The organism is Candidatus Pelagibacter sp. HIMB1611 (assembly GCF_052047715.1).
In the GTDB taxonomy this organism is placed as follows: domain Bacteria; phylum Pseudomonadota; class Alphaproteobacteria; order Pelagibacterales; family Pelagibacteraceae; genus Pelagibacter.
Map to the genome: position 1 here is coordinate 1380635 of NZ_JBNAJM010000001.1, position 16411 is coordinate 1397045.

Genomic DNA, 16411 nt, shown 5'->3' on the forward strand with positions numbered 1-16411 from the left:
CTCATGCAATGGAATCGTAAATATGATTATCCAAAATCTTCAAGAGCTACTGTTGATGGCATTAGAAGATATCTTTTGGGCGAAGAAAAATTACCAAGTGTTACTTCAATTTTAGATGTTACTAAATCAGATGAGGATAAAGCAGCATTGGCAAATTGGAGGGAGAGAACAGGATATAAAGAAGCTGAAGCTATTACCAAAGCAGCAAGCAGCAGAGGTTCACAGATGCATAACTACTTAGAATCTTACTTGCTTGGTAGAGAAAATTTAAGTTTTTTTGATGATAATGAACAATATAAATTGATGGCAAAAGAAATTATAGATCATGGTTTAAAAAATAGATTGGAAGAAATATGGGGTGTTGAGTGCACACTGTATTATCCAGATAAATATGCTGGCACTGCGGATTGTGTTGGAGTTTATGAAGGAAGAGAAACAATTATAGATTTTAAACAAAGTAATAAACCAAAGAAAGCTGAGTATATCGATTCATGGCTATTACAAACCAGCGCTTATTCTTTGGCTCATAATGTTGTGTATAACTCTAATATCACTTCTTGTGTAATCTTGGTCTGCACTGTAGATAAATTATTCCAAGAATTTAAAATTCAAGGACATGATTTAGTCATCTATCAAAATTTGTTTTTAGGAAGATTAAAAAAATTTCATGAACTATCTAATTTAACTTAAAATATAAGAAAATATGGACAAATTTGTAATCTACGACACTGAAACAACTAATAGCACTATTTGGGGATCAATTATTGAGGTTGGAGCTGTTGTTGTTGATAAAAATTTAAATGAAATTGGTAAATTAAATATCAGAGGCAGAATGCCAGAAGGAGAAGTGCCAAGTGCTAAAGCTCTATTGGTAAACTCAACAAGTATCGATTTACTTACTAAAGGAAATTATTCCCATTATGAATTTTTAGGAGCAGTTGAAAACTTCTTTTCAAAAGCTGCCCCAGCATTATTTATGGGATGGAGTAACTTAAATTTTGATAGACGAATGTTCCATTTCAATTTCTTTAAAGGAAACAGATATCCTTACATTACTCATTCGTCTCCAAATAAAGAACACGATGGTCTTCATGTTGCAAGAGCTGCACAAACAATTAATTCTGAAACTTTAAAAACTGAATTAACAGATGCTGGAAATGAAAGTCTTGCTCTTGAAGGTTTAGCAAGACAACAAGGATTTGATACTTCCCAACAACATACTGCGTATCACGATGCATTTACTAGTTTGAAAATTTTAAGAATTATAAAAGAAAAGCATAATGACAATTGGGAAAAATTTTTAACCACTTCCACAAAGAGTAGTGTGGAATCTATTTTAAAAGGAGAGGGTATTTATTCAATTTTTGAAAATGTTAAAGGAAGAAATATGATGTATTTAGTATCAACATTACATCCAGAGCATTGTTTTCATCCATCTTATGCTTCCTGGGGATATCTTTGGGACTTAAGAAGAGATCCAGAACCTTTTTTAAATATGTCTGTTAATGAGCTTAAAGCTAATCTTAAAAAAATAAGTCCTAAAGCTTTAAGAGTTATTAAAACAAATAAAGCGCCTGTAGTATTAGATAAAAAATTTGCTTTAAAAGAAAAAGCCTATGCAGATCTTGATTTGGAAACAATTCAAAAAAGAGCCAAATTAGTTAGATCTAGCGAAAACCTATGCAAGAATATTCAAATCATTAATAGGGAAGCTGCAGAAGAAAAGGCTCAAACTCAAAATCAAGAAGATTTACTTCCTGAGGAAACATTGTATGAGAAATTTGTTCCAAACAAAGATACTGCTTTATTTAAAACATGGCACAGCTCGTCATGGGAAGACAAATTAAGATTACTAGATAAATTTCAAGATAAGAGATGTGCATGGTTTGGACAAAAAATTATTTACCAAGAAGCACCTCACGTATTACCACCTGATTTATATAAAAATATTAAAAGTGAGATAGCTAGAAGAATTTTAAGTAAAAATAGAGAAAAGTGGCAAACTATAGCAATGGCTTACACGGAAATAGACACCTTGAGAGACCAAGCATCTAATAGAGATGATGAAGAAGAACTAAAAAAATTGGATGAAATAAATGAATTTATTATGTCTATTGAAAAAAAATATGAAATTGCATAGTTGACTTTAAAACTTTAATTTATAGAAAGGATTTATGCTTATAGATTTTAAAGATGAAGATTTTGATAGTAAAATCAAAAATGAAGATGTTTCAGTAATCCAGTTTTCAGCTGCTTGGTGTGGACCTTGCAAAGCTTTAAAACCAGTGATGGATAAATTAGCTGATGAATACAAAGGTAAAGCTGGTTTTTATTATGCTGATGTAGAAGATGGTGGAATAAACACCGGAAGTGCTGCTGGCATAAGAGGCGTACCAACTGTTATTATTTACAAAAAAGGTGTTGAAGTAGATAGAAAAGTTGGTGGGGTACCTGAAAGCCACATGAAAGAATTTTTAGAAAAAAATATCTAATTTAAATTAAGTATTTCTCCAGCTAGATAAAGAGAACCTGTAATTAAGATTATATCGTTTTTCTTGACCGAAATAGACTTGATTGCATCAAAAATATTTTCTTTGTATTGAGCATTTTTAAAAGAATTTAGTTTATTTTTCAGTTCTTTTCCGCCAATTGAATTAGGTTGGTTTGGGATATCAATAGTGGTCAAGGTTGAGATATTTTTAAAATAACTAATATAATCATTATGATCCTTGTTGGACATCATGCCTAAGATTATATGTTTATCACAATCTAAAGTTTGGAGGTATTCATTAATAACTCTAGCTCCATCAGGGTTGTGATCTCCAGAAACTAATAATGTATTATTTTTTACAAGTTCTTTTAGTTTTCCAGATTTAATTTCCTGTAATCTTGCAAGATTATGTATTTTTTGAATACCATTTTCTATTTTAGTATCTTCAATTCCAAGATTTAAAGTTCTTATAGTTGCAATAGCAGTTGATATATTTTCTAGTTGAAACTGACCAAGAACATTTGGTAGAGGAAGTTTTAAACCTCCGAATTTATCCTTATAGTAAAAAAAACCACTCTCTTGAATTGAATAACTATAGTCTTCATTAAAAAATAACTTATTTGAAGAGTTATTTTTTATTGTTTTTTTAATGCATTCAATCGTTTGATCTTTATTTTGTTTAGCGATAATAATATTTGAGTTAAGTAAGGCTGATGTTTTTTCAAAAACAATTTGTTCTATTGTTTGATTTTCTTTTGGTAGCCAGTCGAGATGATCTTTACTTATAGATGTTACTATACTTGCAAGATTGCTTTTTAAAATATTAGTGGCATCAAAACGGTGGAATAAACCACTTTCTATTAAGTTGATATTGTCAGGGTATTGGGCAGCTTTATAAAAAAAACAAGCTGACAACATTTCAAAAACAGTCATTGGATCGTTGTTATTAATTTTTTCAACCTCTTCTAATAAATCAGCTAATTCCTCGTCATTTAATTCCTCATTGTTAAATACAAATCTTTCATTAATTTTTTGTATATGTGGGCTCGTATAAACATTGCATTTTAAATTTGCTTCTTTAAGAATTGCATAAATAGCCTGGATGGTAGAGTTCTTTCCATTAGTTCCAACAACTGATATGGCCTTAATTTTATCTTGGGGATTTCCTAATTTTTTACAAAGATTTTGAATTCTATCTAAAGATAAATCTATTTCTTTAGGATGCAACTTTTGAAAATTGCTGAGTATCTTCTGAAGTTTCATTTTGCTCAGAACTTATAGCAGAATTTTGTTTTAACAATATTGATAATAAAGTTCCTATTTTAGATGCTAGATCTCTTCTCTCTACGATTAAATCAACAAACCCAGTTTTTTCAACATACTCACTTTTTTGAAAACCTTCAGGCAACTCTTCTTTTACTGTTCCTTGAATAACTCTAGCACCTGCAAATGCAATTAAGGCACCTGGCTCAGCAATATGAATATCTCCTAACATTGCGTAGGAAGCAGTTATTCCTCCTGCAGTAGGGTCCGTAATGCAAACCAAGTAAGGTAAACCATTTTTCTTTAATTCATTAATTGCAAGTGTGGTTCTTGTCATTTGAGATAATGAAATTAAACTTTCCATCATTCTCATTCCACCACCAGCACTTATACATATAAATGGTGTTTGATTTTCTATTGCATGTTGAATTCCATATAAAAATGCTTCACCTTCTGCAGCGGCCATCGATGCTCCTAAAAAATCAAAATCAGATGCAACAGCTGTTATTTTAATATTATTGATTGTGCCAGATGCAACCATCATCCCACAATCTAATCCAGTTTTCTTACGAGCGCTTTTTAACCTATCTTTATAAGATTTAGAATCTGTCCAATTTAAGGGATCATCTTTTGGAATGGGAGTTTTAAAAACTTCATAATTGTTTTTTCCAAATAAAATATCAAATCTTTGTTTAGGTTTAATTCTATGATGTTTATTACAATCTGGACATACCCAAAGGTTTGCTTCCAAATCTTTTTTTAGAATTGGTCCTCGACAACAACTTGTCCATTCACTTTTTGCAATATCCTCTTTAGTAGCTCGTTCACGTATAGCAGTTTTAATCTTTTCACCCGCTTTAATAATTTTGGTTATCCAGTTCATTGAATTTTATTTCTTAATCTTTTAACGATATTAGTAACATTTGTGACAGTATTTTGTCTTCTTTCAATTGATTTAGATATTTCCTTACATATTGCGCTACCAACTACCAAACCATCAGCTTTTTTAAGTGATTTAATCGTCTTTTCTGTAATACCAAAGCCAATCACAACATTTTTCGATTTATTTTGATTTTTAATTTTGTTGTATCTTTCCAAGATTTTCTTAGGAGATACTTTCAGTTTTCCTCCTGTAGTTGATAACATACTTATATAGTAAACCATATCATGTGAATCTTTTATTATTTTTTTTAATCTTATTTGAGATGTAGTAGGTGAAACCAGCTGAATAAAATTTACTCCTTTTTTTTTACATTTTGATGCAAAACTTTTGTTTTCTGGATAAGGTAAATCTACAACAATCAGTCCATCTACTTTTGATTTTTTACATCTATCTAAAAATTTATTTTCATTGTACTGAAATATCATATTGTAATAACCCATTAGTATAATTGGTGTATTTTTTTTTGATTTTTTAAAATTTTTTGCAATTGAAAATACATCGTTAATTTTAATACCATTTTTAATTGCCCTATAGGCGCTAGTTTGGATTTGACCTCCATCAGCTATGGGCGTGTTGTGAGGAAAACCCAATTCACAAATATCAGCATAGTCAGAAATAGAATTAAGAATTTCTAAAGATTTTTTTTTAGTATTATCACCTGCAACTGTATAGGTCAGTAAGGCAGGTCTATTTTCTTTTTTGGCATTTAAAAAAGCTTTATTAAGTAAAGAGCTCATTAATGTTTTCCCAATCTTTCTCTTAAAATATCTCTATCTTTTTTTGCATCACCACAAGAGTTAACAATTATAATTGTATCTTTGCTTAATTTTGGAGCAATTTTTATTGCCTCAGCAAAAGCATGACTTGGTTCTAAACTTGGATTAAGTTTCTCAAATTTAGTTACCATTACATGTGCATTAAGTGCATCCTCATCTGTTGCATAAGTATATCTTGCTCTTTTAGTATCTTTTAAAAAGCAATGAATAGGACTAACACCAGGATAATCTAAACCAGCACTTATAGATTCTGTATCATTAATTTGTCCTTCATTATTTTGGCAAACATATGAAGCTGCCCCATGCAAAATACCAACTTTTGCATTTCTGCTTAGTGGTGCCGCATGAAGTTTAGATTTTTTAGGACCTCCAGCTTCTACACCAATTAATTCTATTTGTTTTTTATCAAAATCAATAAACTCGCTCCAAAATCCATATGCAGAACTACCACCTCCAACACAATTAATTAACTTAATTTTATTTGGAATTCTTTTAAATTCTTCTTTAAGCTGTTTTCTTAATTCTCTAGAAATTTGTGCAGTTGACCAACCACATATTTTTACAAAGATATTTGGTCCAACAGTACTGCCAACGCACATGTGTGTATTATCACAATTAGATACCCAATATCGCATACATTCACTCACTGCATCAACTAAAGTCTGACTTCCAGAATAAACTGGTACAATTTCTGCACCATTTTTTCTCATAGCGTCACAATTTGGTTTTTGTCTTTTAATGTCTTTAGCACCCATAAAAATTTTACATTTAAGCCCAAATTTTTTTGCTGCCATACTTAACATTTTTCCTGCATATCCAGCGCCAGTATCGCCAACGATATATTTTTTACCCATAGCTTTACAAATTAGTGCATGAACAGTGGCATTATAGATTTTATGTGCACCTCCATTTGCTTCAGAAACTACTTTTGCCCAAATTTGAGCTCCACCTAAATGATTGGACAAATTTTCTAATTTCACAAAAGAGGTTGGAGATCCAATATAATTTTTAAAATAATAATCTCTTTTTTTTAAAAAGGCTTTATTATTTCTAAGTTTCTTAAATTCTTTTGTTAAATCCTCTACTGGTTTTTTCAAAGTTTCAGGTATAAAACTACCTCCAAATTTTCCTCCCCAAAACCCTTGTTGATCGTGTTGATCAATTAATGGAATACCTTTTTTAAGCTTCATTTTTAATTTCATTAACTTTATTTAAAAAAAATTCTATTTTGGATAGGTCTTTTAATCCAGATGTTTCTACACCACCAGATAAATCTATAAAATTTGCCAAATTTTTGAAATTTTTAAGCTCTTCATTGTATTGAATATTTCCAGCAATCATTAATTCCTTATTTAATTTGATATTTTTAATCAAGTCATGATCAAAAGACTGACTTTTCTCGTAGCCCTTACTATCAAATAAATAAATATCAGTATGATCAGAAAATAATTTATAATTACTCAAATCAGACTTTGATTTTATTGTGAAAGCTGTAATAATTTTCTTTTGATATTTTTCTTTTATCTCTTTTATTTCCTCTGGTGTACAATCATATAATTGATAATAATCAAAAGGTAAATTTTTAATTTTCTCTAAAATATTTATATTTGGTTTTACTAGAACAGCAACATAGTAACTTTTTTTTGGATTATTGATTAAAAGTTTTTTTAAATTTTCATATTCAACATATCTAGAACTTTTTGGATAGTTGCAAATAAATCCTATAAATGTTGGTGGGTGAGGGTGATTAATTAAAAAATTTAGAGTATCAGGATCAGAAATCCCACAAATTTTACAACCCTTAATCATCAGTATAAATGATTAATTAATTTTTTAATATTATTCTTAATATTACCTCTTGTAAGAGATCTTCCAATTACCACTCCTGAAACTTTATTTTTGAAAGCATCTTTTGGTGTCATTACTCTAGCTTGATCATTTGTATTGTCACCAGGTAATCTTATACCAGGTGTGATGACTAATAAATTTTTGTATTTTTTTCTTATCATTTTTGCTTCTTTTGCAGAGCAAACTATCCCATCACACCCTGATTTTTTAACAATACCAGCTTGCTTTAAAACTAGTTGGTCAACTGTTTTAGTATGACCAATTTCTTTTAACGATTTATTGTTGAGACTAGTTAACACAGTAACTCCTAGTACTTTCAAATTTATATTAATCTGTTTAGTTTTATTTTTAATTGCTTTTAGCATTTCAAGGCCACCGTTTGCATGAACTGTAATATATTTGCAATTTTTTAAATCTTTTAAACTATTAACTGCAGAAAGAGCTGTTTGTGGTATGTCATTGATTTTTAAATCTAACCAAAAATCTGATTTATATTTTTCTAAAAATTTTCTTCCATTTTTTGAGTAAAAAAACTGTAATCCAAATTTTGGAATAATTTTTAATTGTTTTGTATTAATATTTTTAAGAATTTTTTTTATTTCATTTAAATTTGAAGTATCACATGCAACAAAAATAATTTTATTCTTCATTATTAATCTTTTTAAACATTTCCTTGCTCATTTTCCATGATATTACTTTCTTTTCAGGAACTGCAACTTTTTCGCCAGTTTTTGGATTTCTTCTAATGGAGGCTTTTTGAATCTTAGCTCTAAATGTTCCAAAATTTCTTAATTCAACTCCATCACCTCTACGAAGCGATCTTTTTATTTCATTTAAAATTATATCAGTAAATTTCTCTAAATCTTTTTTTAAGAAATTTGGGTAGTTTTGGGAGAGTTGTTTTAAAAGCTTTGATTTTACAATAGCCAATTTATAACTTCTTCAATTATTCTTTCTCTTCTTCTTTTTTCTTTAAATCCTCGGATAATGATGAAAAAGGTAGGTTTTTACCAGAACCTTCAGATCCATATTTTTCAAGAGCTTCTTTTTTCTCAATTTCTTCAAGTAATTTAATGCTTAATGTTGCTTTTCTTTTATTCATGTCTAAATCTGCTATTGCACAGTCTAACTTTTCACCGCCTGTCCATCTACTTGGTCTAGCATCAGCAGCATTAATTGCTATTGCAGATTTTTTAATCTGGAAGTCCATCTCACAACCCTCTGGTCTTACAATAAGTCCTTTGTTATCTGTTGAAATAACTTTGACAGTTATTGTTTGATTTTTTGATTTATCTTTAAACCAGTCAAATGGATCTGCTTGAGTTTGTCTTAAACCAACTCTAATTTTTTGTTCAGATGATTTGATCTCTAATACTTTAACTTTAAGTTTGTCACCTTTTTTATACTTAGCCAGTTCTTCTTCACCATTATTTAAATAAGTCAAATCATTACAATGTAAAAAAGCATCAATATCTAAGTCTTCAATTTTAACAAATAATGAATATTCATTTTTATTTACAACTTCACCCTCAACAATTGTATCAACTGGGTATTTCTTTTCGAATGTTTCAAAAGGGTTATCTTGAGTTAATCTATGTGAGATAGCAACTCGTCTTTTATCTTTATCAATTTCAGTAATCACACAATCTATTTCATCGCCAACTTTGAACATTTTTTTTGCTGAAACATTTTTTTTAGTCCAACTAAGTTCACTTGAGTGAAGTAAAGTTGTTAAACCTGGTTCCAATTCACAAAAAGCACCAAAATCCATTAATTTTACCACTTTAACTTTGTAAATTTTGTTTAACTCATAGTTTTCAATATGCTCAAAAGGATCTGGTGATAATTGTTTTACAGAACATCCAACTTGTAATTTTTCTTTATCAACACTTATAACTTTTAGATCATGTTTTTCGCCAATGTTAAATACTTCATCGGGATGATTTACTCTTGAATAAGAAATTTCTTGTAAGTGAACTAATACATCTAGTTCACCATTCACATTAAAGAAGCATCCAAATGAACTATACCCTTTTACTTCTGCTCCTTTTATAATGTCTCCAACTTTATATTTCTCAACTATTTTTGCTTTATCTTCTTTCTTAAAAGATGAAATTATTTCTCTTCTTGATACACAAGCATTACCTCTAACTTTGTCTAGTTTAATAAGAGCAAATTTTTGTGGCTCATTCATTAAATGACTTATATCTTTTAGAGGTTTGTCGCTAATTTGAGATCCTGGTAAAAACATTAGTGAACCAGTGTCTATATGTTCTACTATACATCCACCTTTGCACTTAGATGTGATTTTGCCCATGATCGGTTCATTTTTTTCATATGCTTCAACTAGTTTATCCCAACCTTTGATTTTTTGAGCTTTACTTGCAGAAACTAAAACTTCACCATGTTTATCTTCAATTTTTTCAAGTAAAACTGAAATAGTTTCTCCAACTTTAATTTTTTCCGAAAGACCCATGCTCTTTAATTCGTTAATATCTAGAACCGGTTCTGATTTTAGGCCTTCAACAAATAAAAATACAAATTTCTCTGTAATTTTATTTATTTTACCTTCAATTATTTTACCTTCTTCTATTTGAACTTTTGAGAGCTGGCTACTTAGTAATTTTTCAAATTCTTTAGATTCTGGATTAGATAAATCTTTATAAATTTCCATTAAATATTAATTTTCCTGTCTATTATTTTTTTTATTTTTAAAAAACATGACCTTTTATTAAGCTTTGTCGTATTAATCAATAGTGAATCTTTTGTTTTCTTTAATGGGGATATTTTTCTATTTAAATCACTTTTATCCCGTTTTTTAATGCTTTTTAAGACTTCTTGATAAGTTACCTTTTTTTTCAGTCTTTTTAACTCCTTATATCTTCTTAAAGCTCTAGTTTTTACATTTGCAGTTATATAAAACTTAAAGTTAGCATCAGGAACAATATTGTAAGTGATATCCCTACCATCTAAACAAGAACCTTTATATTTTTTAGGTGGGTTATATGCAAAATTCATTTGAAAAGAATGAACCATTTTTCTTATAGATTTTATTTTAGAAATTATGGAAGCCTCGGTTCCAACTTCATCTGACAGTAAATTTTGGTCTGTCAGATCTTTTATTTTTAATAATTTAATTTTCGATTTTATAAATTTATTATTGAATTTTTTTGGGAACTTAATTTTTAGATAAGCAATAAATCTATAAATTTTTCCAGTATCAAGATAAAATAGATTATAATGCTTTGAGATAGCTTTGGCCACAGTCCCAGCACCTGCAGCAGCAGGTGAGTCAATAGCAATTTTTAAAATATTTTTTCTTTTGATCATTTTTTTAAATCATCAATTATTTTTAAAAAATTTGGAAATGATGTATTGATTGAATCTTTATCATGAATAGTCCATTTTCCACCAAAACTTAAAGCTGCAATTAAACTTGTCATAAAAACTCTATGATCTTTTAAATAATTTTTTATTATAATTTTTTTGTTAATTTTTAAATTTAAGTTAGGATTACCGTAGATTTTAATCGAGTCATTTGTTGTAATTGTCCTTACTCCTAAATTTCTTAAAATTTTTTCAGCCCATTTCAACCTTGGACTTTCTTTCTGATTTAGTTCACCTAAATTTCTAAAAAAAGAAACTCCCTTCGCTTTTGCTGCAACTAAAAATATAACTAAAAATTCATCGATTGCACCACTGTTTAATTTAGAAGGACAATTAATTGCTTTTATATTTTTTGCACTTACTACTTTTATGTCAGCTTTTTTTTCACCCTTGTAAGTTTTTTTATTTTTAAAAGTTATTTTTACTCCCATTTTTTTTAAAATAGTTATAATCCCAATCCTAGAAGGATTTATATTTACATTTTTAATAGTTAATTCTGAATTCTTAGATAGTGTTGTTAGTACGATGAAAAATGCACTAGAACTAATATCAGATGGTATATCGTAATTTAAAGTATTAATTTTTTTTACTTTTTTAATTTTAATTTCATCTAAATTTTTGTTACTTTTGACACTGATTGGTAATTTTAAATGCTTACATAACAGTTCGGTATGATTTCTTGATTTTTTTGCTTTGATTGTTGTAATTCCATTAGTTCTCATTCCAGCGAAAATAATTGCACTTTTACACTGAGCTGAACCTCTATTCTCATTATATTTGATTGGTTTTAAATTAGATGATCCATAAATTCTTAACGGTAGAAAATTATCTTTTGTTAGTTCAAATTTAGCTCCAAATTTACTAAGAGGTTCAGAAACTCTTTTAAAATCTCTTTTTGATAAACTTTTATCTCCAATTAAATTTATTGGGTTTGTTGAATTTACCAATAATCCAAGAATAAGCCTGCCTAGTGTACCCGAATTTTGAGCATTGATGGTAAGATTTTTATATTTATATCCATTAATCCCTTTTCCAAAAATTTTACATTCTTTTTTTGTTATGATGACTTTGATACCTAAATTTTTTATAGCATGTATTGCTGCCATAACATCTTCAGACATTAAAAGATTTTTCGCTTTTGATGTGCCATTCGCTAATGAAGCAAATAGTACCCATCTAATACTTAAGCTTTTATCACCAGGTACTCTTATAGATTTTTTAAAGTTTTCTAATTTTTCTTTAATCTTTACTATATTTGGCATTCAGAATTAGTTTATTTTAAAGTTGTCGCCAAAATATGCATTTTTTGCATTGATATTTTTTACTAAATTAGATGGAGAGTCTTCAGCAACAATCTTTCCATTACTTAATATCATAGCAATATCTACACAAGCCAATAAGTCTCTAGCTTGATGGTCACAAATACATATAGTAATTTTGTTTTCATTTTGTAAATTTACTATTATTTCTTGAAGCATTTTTATTGTTAATACATCTAATGCTGCAAAACATTCGTCCAAAAGTAGAACTTTGGGTTCACTTAACAAAGATAGCGCAATAACTAATTTTTTTTTTTGTCCCCCAGATAAAAATTTAGCTTTAATATCTTTGAGATTGTCTAATTCAAATTTAGAAATTAAATAATTTATTTTTTCTGATCTATAATTTTTATTTTCTATTACAATCTCGCTAATTGCTCTTAAGTTTTCATGAAGTGTAAGGTCGTTAAAATATCCTCCATACTGTGGCACGTATCCTACTTTGAATTTTTTAGTTCTTAGGTAGATTGGATAATCAGTTACATCGTGGCCTGATATTTTTATTTTACCTGCATTTGGACTTATCAAACCTGTAATTAAATTAAAAATGGTTGATTTACCAACACCATTAGGGCCCAACATCCCAAAGATTTGGCCTTCATTAATTTTAAAACTTAAATTATCTAAAATTAATCTATTTCCATAAGAAAGAGAAATATTATTAAATTCAATTACTGAATTAATATTTTTGAAAGATTTAATTCTAAATTTTTTAATGATTGCCATTAGTTAATACTTTTTATATTCACTTTTTTATTCTGTTCGTGCATAAATATTTTAGTATCCTTATTTTTAATATTTATTTCAACAACATCAGCCTTTAATACATTTTCAAGATTCTTATAAATTACATTTTTTGAGACAATCATTGAATTTCTTTTTAAAGAAAAATCTAAATATTCTCCAGTTATTTTATTATCTAAATAATTTATTATTACATTTTTTGAAAAAATAGTATCGTAATCTTCTGAATTATACTTTCCAAAGTTAGAAGTAATAGTGACTTCTGCAGAGTCAATTAATTTAATTAAAGCTTTAACTTTCTTCAGAAATATTATATTTGAGTTAGTAAAATCTATCTCACCTTCTTCAGCTTTAATAAAATATTCGTTACCATCTTTGTCTTTAGTAGAATACTCAACATCTTTAATAATGTTGGAATTATAAATTGATTCATCATCTTTTTTAGTTAATTCTGTCTTATTAATTTTAAAGAATTTTGAGTAAACAAGTACAATTGTGCTAATAATTAACAATAAAGTAAAAAAAAATTTTACAAACTTTTTATAGTACATTTATGAAATATTAGATTGTAAAATTGTATGGATATGTATTACTCCAATTGTTTTTTGAGGTTGATCTTTTTTACTAACAATAAGAGATGTAATTTTTTTATTATTCATTATTGAAAGTGCTTTTACAGCCAGCTCATCTTTGTTGATAAAAACTGGTTTTTTTGTCATAATTTTCTTAACAGGTAGCAAACGAAAATCAAATTTCTTTTCAGTAAACCTTCTTATTTGACCATCTGTAACTATACCAACTGTTTTATTATATCTATTTAAAACTATCAAAATTCCTAATTTTTTTTCAGTCAATATTTTTAATGCTTTATTCATTTTTAAATTTTCTTTTACAAAAGGGATTTTATTTCCTGTAATCATTATATCTTCAACTGTTCTAAGTTGAGCACCTAGACTTCCAGCTGGGTGAAGTTTCTTAAAATCAATTCTATCAAATTTTTTAAATTTCATGGAAGCTATAGCCAAAGAATCTCCTAAAGCAAGTTGGGCAGTAGTACTTGAGGTCGGAACTATTCCTTCAGCTTCGTTAACCTTTGGAAGAAATAATTTGATATCAGATGATTTATAAAGAATAGAGTCTTTTTTTGAAACAATACCTATTAATAAAATTTTATTTCTTTTTGCAAATTGAATTATATTTTTAAGTTCAGCTGTTTCTCCAGAATTGCTGATTAAAATTAATATATCTTTTTTGGAAATCATACCAAGATCTCCATGTGAAGCTTCACTTGCCAATAAACTGAATGAGGGTGTTCCTACTGAAGCTAAAGTAGCTGCAATCTTAGATGCTATTAATCCGCTTTTCCCAACCCCACAAAGTATCACTTTTGATTGACAATTTGCAATCTGATAAACAGCTTCGCTAAAAGATTTATTTATATTCTTTTTTAAAATCTTTAGAGCTTTAATTTCCAGATCAATTACTTTTTTTGCAATATTTGAAAAGTTTTTTTTTTTCATTAATGAGACCAAATATCATCCTTAAATAAAGCTAGATCAAGTTCAACTCTAGTTTTTAAAAATTTTAGGGAATCTTTATAAAGTTGAATTCTATTTTCTCTCTCTAATATTTTTTTTAATTCATTATGAATTTGATGCAAATATATTACATCATTAGCACAATATTTGAGTTGTGCTGGGCTTAACTCTCCACCAAAATCTGAACTTTGAAATTGTTTACTAATATCTACATTTATAAATTCCTTGATCAATGTTTTTAGAGAATGATTGTCAGAGTAAGATCTTGCAAGTTTCGATGCAATCTTTGTATCTAAAATATTATTAGTATCAGTTTTTAAATAATACTTAATATGGGCCATATCTGCACGCCCATAATGAAAAATTTTAGTAATATTTTCATCATTTAAAAGTTTCACTAAATTTGGCGCATTATAATTTTTTCTATCAAATTGGACTATGTGCGCGTCTGATTTTCCTGAAGATATTTGAATTAAACACAATGGATCACGCCTTACATTTAGGCCCATAAATTCTCCATCTATGGCAATTATATTGCCTAAATTTAAATCATCTGGTAGATCGTTTTTGTGAAGTTGAATATTATTACTCATTTTTAAACATATATATATGAAAGCAAAAAATTGTCTAATTTTTGGTGGAAGCGGTCAGATTGGTAGAAATTTAATTAGGAAGCTTACAAAAAATAATTATCGAGTGACTGTTGTAACAAGAAATATCCATCAAAAAAGCTATATAATTAAAACACAAGCAAATGCAGGTTATATAGATATTATTGAGTCAAATATTTTTGAGGAACAAAAACTTAGAAAGCTTTTTGAAAAAGCGGACGTGTGTATAAATTTAATTGGTATCTTATTTGAGTCAAAAAAAGGAAATACATTTAAAAATATTCATAGTATTTTTCCCTCTTTGTTGTCTAAACTTTCAAAAGAATATAAACTTAATCATTTCATTCATCTATCAGCACTTGGAATAAACAAGGCTGCAGATTCTGATTATGCTAAAAGTAAATTGGAGGGAGAGGAAAAAATTTTAAAAAATTTTCCTCTAGCTACAATTATAAGACCATCTATTGTTTATTCAGTAGATGATAATTTTACAACAAATTTTATGACGCTTTTAAATAGATTACCAATATTTCCACTTTACTATGAAGGTAAAACCAAGTTTGCACCAATTCATTGCTCTGATTTAACAGATGTAATTTTTAATGTAATTTCCAATAATGTTAATTCCAAAATAATTGAATGTATAGGTCCAGAAATAATTTCATTTAAAGAAATATTAGAAAAATTATTAAATTTAATGGGAAAGAAAAGATTATTGATACCAATGCCTCTACCATTAGCGCAAATGTCAGCGAGATTTTTTGAAATAATGCCAAAACCGCTTTTGACCAGAGATCAATTGAAACTTCTAAAATATGATAATGTTTTATCTGGAAAATATAAATCAAATTCAGACATTGGTGTGCCAAGTTTGAGATACTTTGATGAAGAAGTTAAAAAATATTGTTATATGTGGAGGGAAGGTGGACAATTTTCCACAGAAAAATACAATTCAGATAATATAGATATTAAAACTACTTAAAATTTTAAGCAGATTGAATTTTTTTTTCAATAAATTCTGGAACTTCCTCTTTTTCTGTAACTTCTTCTTTTTTACCTTTTGGTTGATAAGCATAAAGTAAATGAAGTTTACAATAAGAGAAATCTTTTAAAGAAGATCTGCCACAAAAATAAAATTCTTTTTCATCTGGATGACCTAATGGCCATTTACACGAACTTTCATCTAACTCTTCTAATTGTTTAGGATTTTCTGGTTCAAAATCTTTTTCAATTATTAAGGATTTAAACTTACTTTTACGACCTCTTTTTGATTGAACGTTATTCTGCTCAATTGAATTTTCAAAATTTTTATTAGAAGTAGCAGTTCTTGTTTTGATTTTTGCCGAAAGGTTTAATCTATGAGCTTTACCAATCACAGCGTTACGACTTATGCCACCTATAATTTCAGCTATTTGGCTTGCTGTATTACCTTTGCCCCACAATTCCTTTAATTTTGAAACTTTTTCTTCAGTCCAACTCATATCTATATGT

19 protein-coding genes are annotated in these 16411 nt (G+C 28.2%); 4 read left to right on the forward strand and 15 right to left on the reverse strand.

All coding sequences use genetic code 11. The annotated features are described in order from the left end of the window. Positions 1-3 precede the first annotated feature (3 nt). The 3 genes from ACTTAS_RS07445 to ACTTAS_RS07455 are packed head-to-tail and all read left to right on the forward strand — an operon-like array spanning position 4 to position 2492. Positions 4-690: a hypothetical protein gene (locus ACTTAS_RS07445; RefSeq protein ID WP_075506062.1), complete on the forward strand. Its 687-nt coding sequence runs from the start codon at positions 4-6 to the stop codon at positions 688-690. Between the two features lie 13 nt (positions 691-703). Then, a complete protein-coding gene (locus ACTTAS_RS07450; protein WP_440650600.1) occupies positions 704-2140 on the forward strand; it encodes an exonuclease domain-containing protein in 1437 nt (478 codons plus the stop codon). A 34-nt stretch (positions 2141-2174) separates the two neighbouring features. Beyond that, a complete protein-coding gene (locus tag ACTTAS_RS07455; RefSeq protein WP_075505964.1) occupies positions 2175-2492 on the forward strand; it encodes a thioredoxin family protein in 318 nt (105 codons plus the stop codon). Here ACTTAS_RS07455 and ACTTAS_RS07460 read toward each other — a convergent pair. Genes ACTTAS_RS07460 through ACTTAS_RS07525 form a run of 14 tightly spaced genes read right to left on the reverse strand, consistent with a single transcriptional unit; the run spans position 2489 to position 14902 of the window. Further along, positions 2489-3754, reverse strand: a complete 1266-nt coding sequence (locus ACTTAS_RS07460; protein ID WP_440678927.1) for a bifunctional folylpolyglutamate synthase/dihydrofolate synthase — start codon at positions 3752-3754, stop codon at positions 2489-2491. The two genes, ACTTAS_RS07455 and ACTTAS_RS07460, sit on opposite strands and share 4 nt — an antisense overlap. Next, complete coding sequence (locus ACTTAS_RS07465) at positions 3708-4637, reverse strand: acetyl-CoA carboxylase carboxyltransferase subunit beta (protein ID WP_075505966.1); 930 nt, start codon at positions 4635-4637, stop codon at positions 3708-3710. Before ACTTAS_RS07465 ends, ACTTAS_RS07460 begins: the two co-directional genes overlap by 47 nt. Beyond that, entirely contained in the window at positions 4634-5434 is an 801-nt protein-coding gene (trpA, locus tag ACTTAS_RS07470) for a tryptophan synthase subunit alpha (protein WP_440678928.1), read from the reverse strand. The genes ACTTAS_RS07465 and trpA overlap by 4 nt, the downstream gene beginning before the upstream one ends. After that, positions 5434-6663: a tryptophan synthase subunit beta gene (gene trpB / locus ACTTAS_RS07475; RefSeq protein WP_440678993.1), complete on the reverse strand. Its 1230-nt coding sequence runs from the start codon at positions 6661-6663 to the stop codon at positions 5434-5436. The genes trpA and trpB overlap by 1 nt, the downstream gene beginning before the upstream one ends. Beyond that, positions 6653-7282 (reverse strand): phosphoribosylanthranilate isomerase, encoded by a 630-nt coding sequence (locus ACTTAS_RS07480; RefSeq protein WP_440678929.1) that lies wholly within the window; start codon positions 7280-7282, stop codon positions 6653-6655. Before ACTTAS_RS07480 ends, trpB begins: the two co-directional genes overlap by 11 nt. Beyond that, positions 7282-7971, reverse strand: coding sequence for an orotidine-5'-phosphate decarboxylase (gene pyrF / locus ACTTAS_RS07485; protein WP_440678930.1), 690 nt, complete (start codon positions 7969-7971; stop codon positions 7282-7284). The genes ACTTAS_RS07480 and pyrF overlap by 1 nt, the downstream gene beginning before the upstream one ends. Continuing rightward, positions 7961-8251, reverse strand: a complete 291-nt coding sequence (locus ACTTAS_RS07490; protein WP_440678931.1) for an HU family DNA-binding protein — start codon at positions 8249-8251, stop codon at positions 7961-7963. Before ACTTAS_RS07490 ends, pyrF begins: the two co-directional genes overlap by 11 nt. A gap of 16 nt (positions 8252-8267) precedes the next feature. Beyond that, the gene (locus tag ACTTAS_RS07495) at positions 8268-9995 is read right to left on the reverse strand and encodes a S1 RNA-binding domain-containing protein (protein ID WP_440678932.1); all 1728 of its coding nucleotides are present in this window, start codon (positions 9993-9995) and stop codon (positions 8268-8270) included. Further along, positions 9995-10651 carry a (d)CMP kinase gene (cmk, locus tag ACTTAS_RS07500; protein ID WP_440678933.1) on the reverse strand — a complete coding sequence of 219 codons (657 nt, stop codon included), beginning with the start codon at positions 10649-10651 and terminating at the stop codon, positions 9995-9997. Before cmk ends, ACTTAS_RS07495 begins: the two co-directional genes overlap by 1 nt. After that, entirely contained in the window at positions 10648-11970 is a 1323-nt protein-coding gene (gene aroA / locus ACTTAS_RS07505; RefSeq protein ID WP_440678934.1) for a 3-phosphoshikimate 1-carboxyvinyltransferase, read from the reverse strand. The genes cmk and aroA overlap by 4 nt, the downstream gene beginning before the upstream one ends. A gap of 6 nt (positions 11971-11976) precedes the next feature. Then, positions 11977-12753, reverse strand: a complete 777-nt coding sequence (locus ACTTAS_RS07510) for an ATP-binding cassette domain-containing protein (RefSeq protein WP_440678935.1) — start codon at positions 12751-12753, stop codon at positions 11977-11979. Next, positions 12753-13322 (reverse strand): LPS export ABC transporter periplasmic protein LptC, encoded by a 570-nt coding sequence (gene lptC / locus ACTTAS_RS07515; RefSeq protein WP_440678936.1) that lies wholly within the window; start codon positions 13320-13322, stop codon positions 12753-12755. Before lptC ends, ACTTAS_RS07510 begins: the two co-directional genes overlap by 1 nt. Further along, positions 13323-14291: a KpsF/GutQ family sugar-phosphate isomerase gene (locus tag ACTTAS_RS07520; RefSeq protein ID WP_440678937.1), complete on the reverse strand. Its 969-nt coding sequence runs from the start codon at positions 14289-14291 to the stop codon at positions 13323-13325. It lies immediately after the preceding gene. Further along, positions 14291-14902 carry a ribonuclease D gene (locus ACTTAS_RS07525; RefSeq protein ID WP_440678938.1) on the reverse strand — a complete coding sequence of 204 codons (612 nt, stop codon included), beginning with the start codon at positions 14900-14902 and terminating at the stop codon, positions 14291-14293. Before ACTTAS_RS07525 ends, ACTTAS_RS07520 begins: the two co-directional genes overlap by 1 nt. A gap of 16 nt (positions 14903-14918) precedes the next feature. Between ACTTAS_RS07525 and ACTTAS_RS07530 the strand changes: the two genes are divergently transcribed. Next, a complete protein-coding gene (locus tag ACTTAS_RS07530; protein WP_440678939.1) occupies positions 14919-15902 on the forward strand; it encodes a complex I NDUFA9 subunit family protein in 984 nt (327 codons plus the stop codon). A 4-nt stretch (positions 15903-15906) separates the two neighbouring features. Here ACTTAS_RS07530 and ACTTAS_RS07535 read toward each other — a convergent pair whose 3' ends face one another. Continuing rightward, entirely contained in the window at positions 15907-16401 is a 495-nt protein-coding gene (locus tag ACTTAS_RS07535; protein ID WP_440678940.1) for a GcrA family cell cycle regulator, read from the reverse strand. Between the last annotated feature and the right edge of the window lie 10 nt (positions 16402-16411).

What these genes read in the sequence shown, in the direction of transcription:
- ACTTAS_RS07450 (WP_440650600.1), top strand. Translation starts at nt 704, where the DNA reads ATGGACAAATTTGTAATCTACGACACTGAAACAACTAATAGCACTATT.
- trpB (WP_440678993.1), bottom strand. Translation starts at nt 6,663, where the DNA reads ATGAAGCTTAAAAAAGGTATTCCATTAATTGATCAACACGATCAACAA.
- ACTTAS_RS07455 (WP_075505964.1), top strand. Translation starts at nt 2,175, where the DNA reads ATGCTTATAGATTTTAAAGATGAAGATTTTGATAGTAAAATCAAAAAT.
- trpA (WP_440678928.1), bottom strand. Translation starts at nt 5,434, where the DNA reads ATGAGCTCTTTACTTAATAAAGCTTTTTTAAATGCCAAAAAAGAAAAT.
- ACTTAS_RS07495 (WP_440678932.1), bottom strand. Translation starts at nt 9,995, where the DNA reads ATGGAAATTTATAAAGATTTATCTAATCCAGAATCTAAAGAATTTGAA.
- ACTTAS_RS07535 (WP_440678940.1), bottom strand. Translation starts at nt 16,401, where the DNA reads ATGAGTTGGACTGAAGAAAAAGTTTCAAAATTAAAGGAATTGTGGGGC.
- ACTTAS_RS07510 (WP_440678935.1), bottom strand. Translation starts at nt 12,753, where the DNA reads ATGGCAATCATTAAAAAATTTAGAATTAAATCTTTCAAAAATATTAAT.
- ACTTAS_RS07530 (WP_440678939.1), top strand. Translation starts at nt 14,919, where the DNA reads ATGAAAGCAAAAAATTGTCTAATTTTTGGTGGAAGCGGTCAGATTGGT.
- ACTTAS_RS07520 (WP_440678937.1), bottom strand. Translation starts at nt 14,291, where the DNA reads ATGAAAAAAAAAAACTTTTCAAATATTGCAAAAAAAGTAATTGATCTG.
- ACTTAS_RS07460 (WP_440678927.1), bottom strand. Translation starts at nt 3,754, where the DNA reads ATGAAACTTCAGAAGATACTCAGCAATTTTCAAAAGTTGCATCCTAAA.
- lptC (WP_440678936.1), bottom strand. Translation starts at nt 13,322, where the DNA reads ATGTACTATAAAAAGTTTGTAAAATTTTTTTTTACTTTATTGTTAATT.
- cmk (WP_440678933.1), bottom strand. Translation starts at nt 10,651, where the DNA reads ATGATCAAAAGAAAAAATATTTTAAAAATTGCTATTGACTCACCTGCT.
- aroA (WP_440678934.1), bottom strand. Translation starts at nt 11,970, where the DNA reads ATGCCAAATATAGTAAAGATTAAAGAAAAATTAGAAAACTTTAAAAAA.
- ACTTAS_RS07525 (WP_440678938.1), bottom strand. Translation starts at nt 14,902, where the DNA reads ATGAGTAATAATATTCAACTTCACAAAAACGATCTACCAGATGATTTA.
- ACTTAS_RS07480 (WP_440678929.1), bottom strand. Translation starts at nt 7,282, where the DNA reads ATGATTAAGGGTTGTAAAATTTGTGGGATTTCTGATCCTGATACTCTA.
- ACTTAS_RS07445 (WP_075506062.1), top strand. Translation starts at nt 4, where the DNA reads ATGCAATGGAATCGTAAATATGATTATCCAAAATCTTCAAGAGCTACT.
- ACTTAS_RS07465 (WP_075505966.1), bottom strand. Translation starts at nt 4,637, where the DNA reads ATGAACTGGATAACCAAAATTATTAAAGCGGGTGAAAAGATTAAAACT.
- pyrF (WP_440678930.1), bottom strand. Translation starts at nt 7,971, where the DNA reads ATGAAGAATAAAATTATTTTTGTTGCATGTGATACTTCAAATTTAAAT.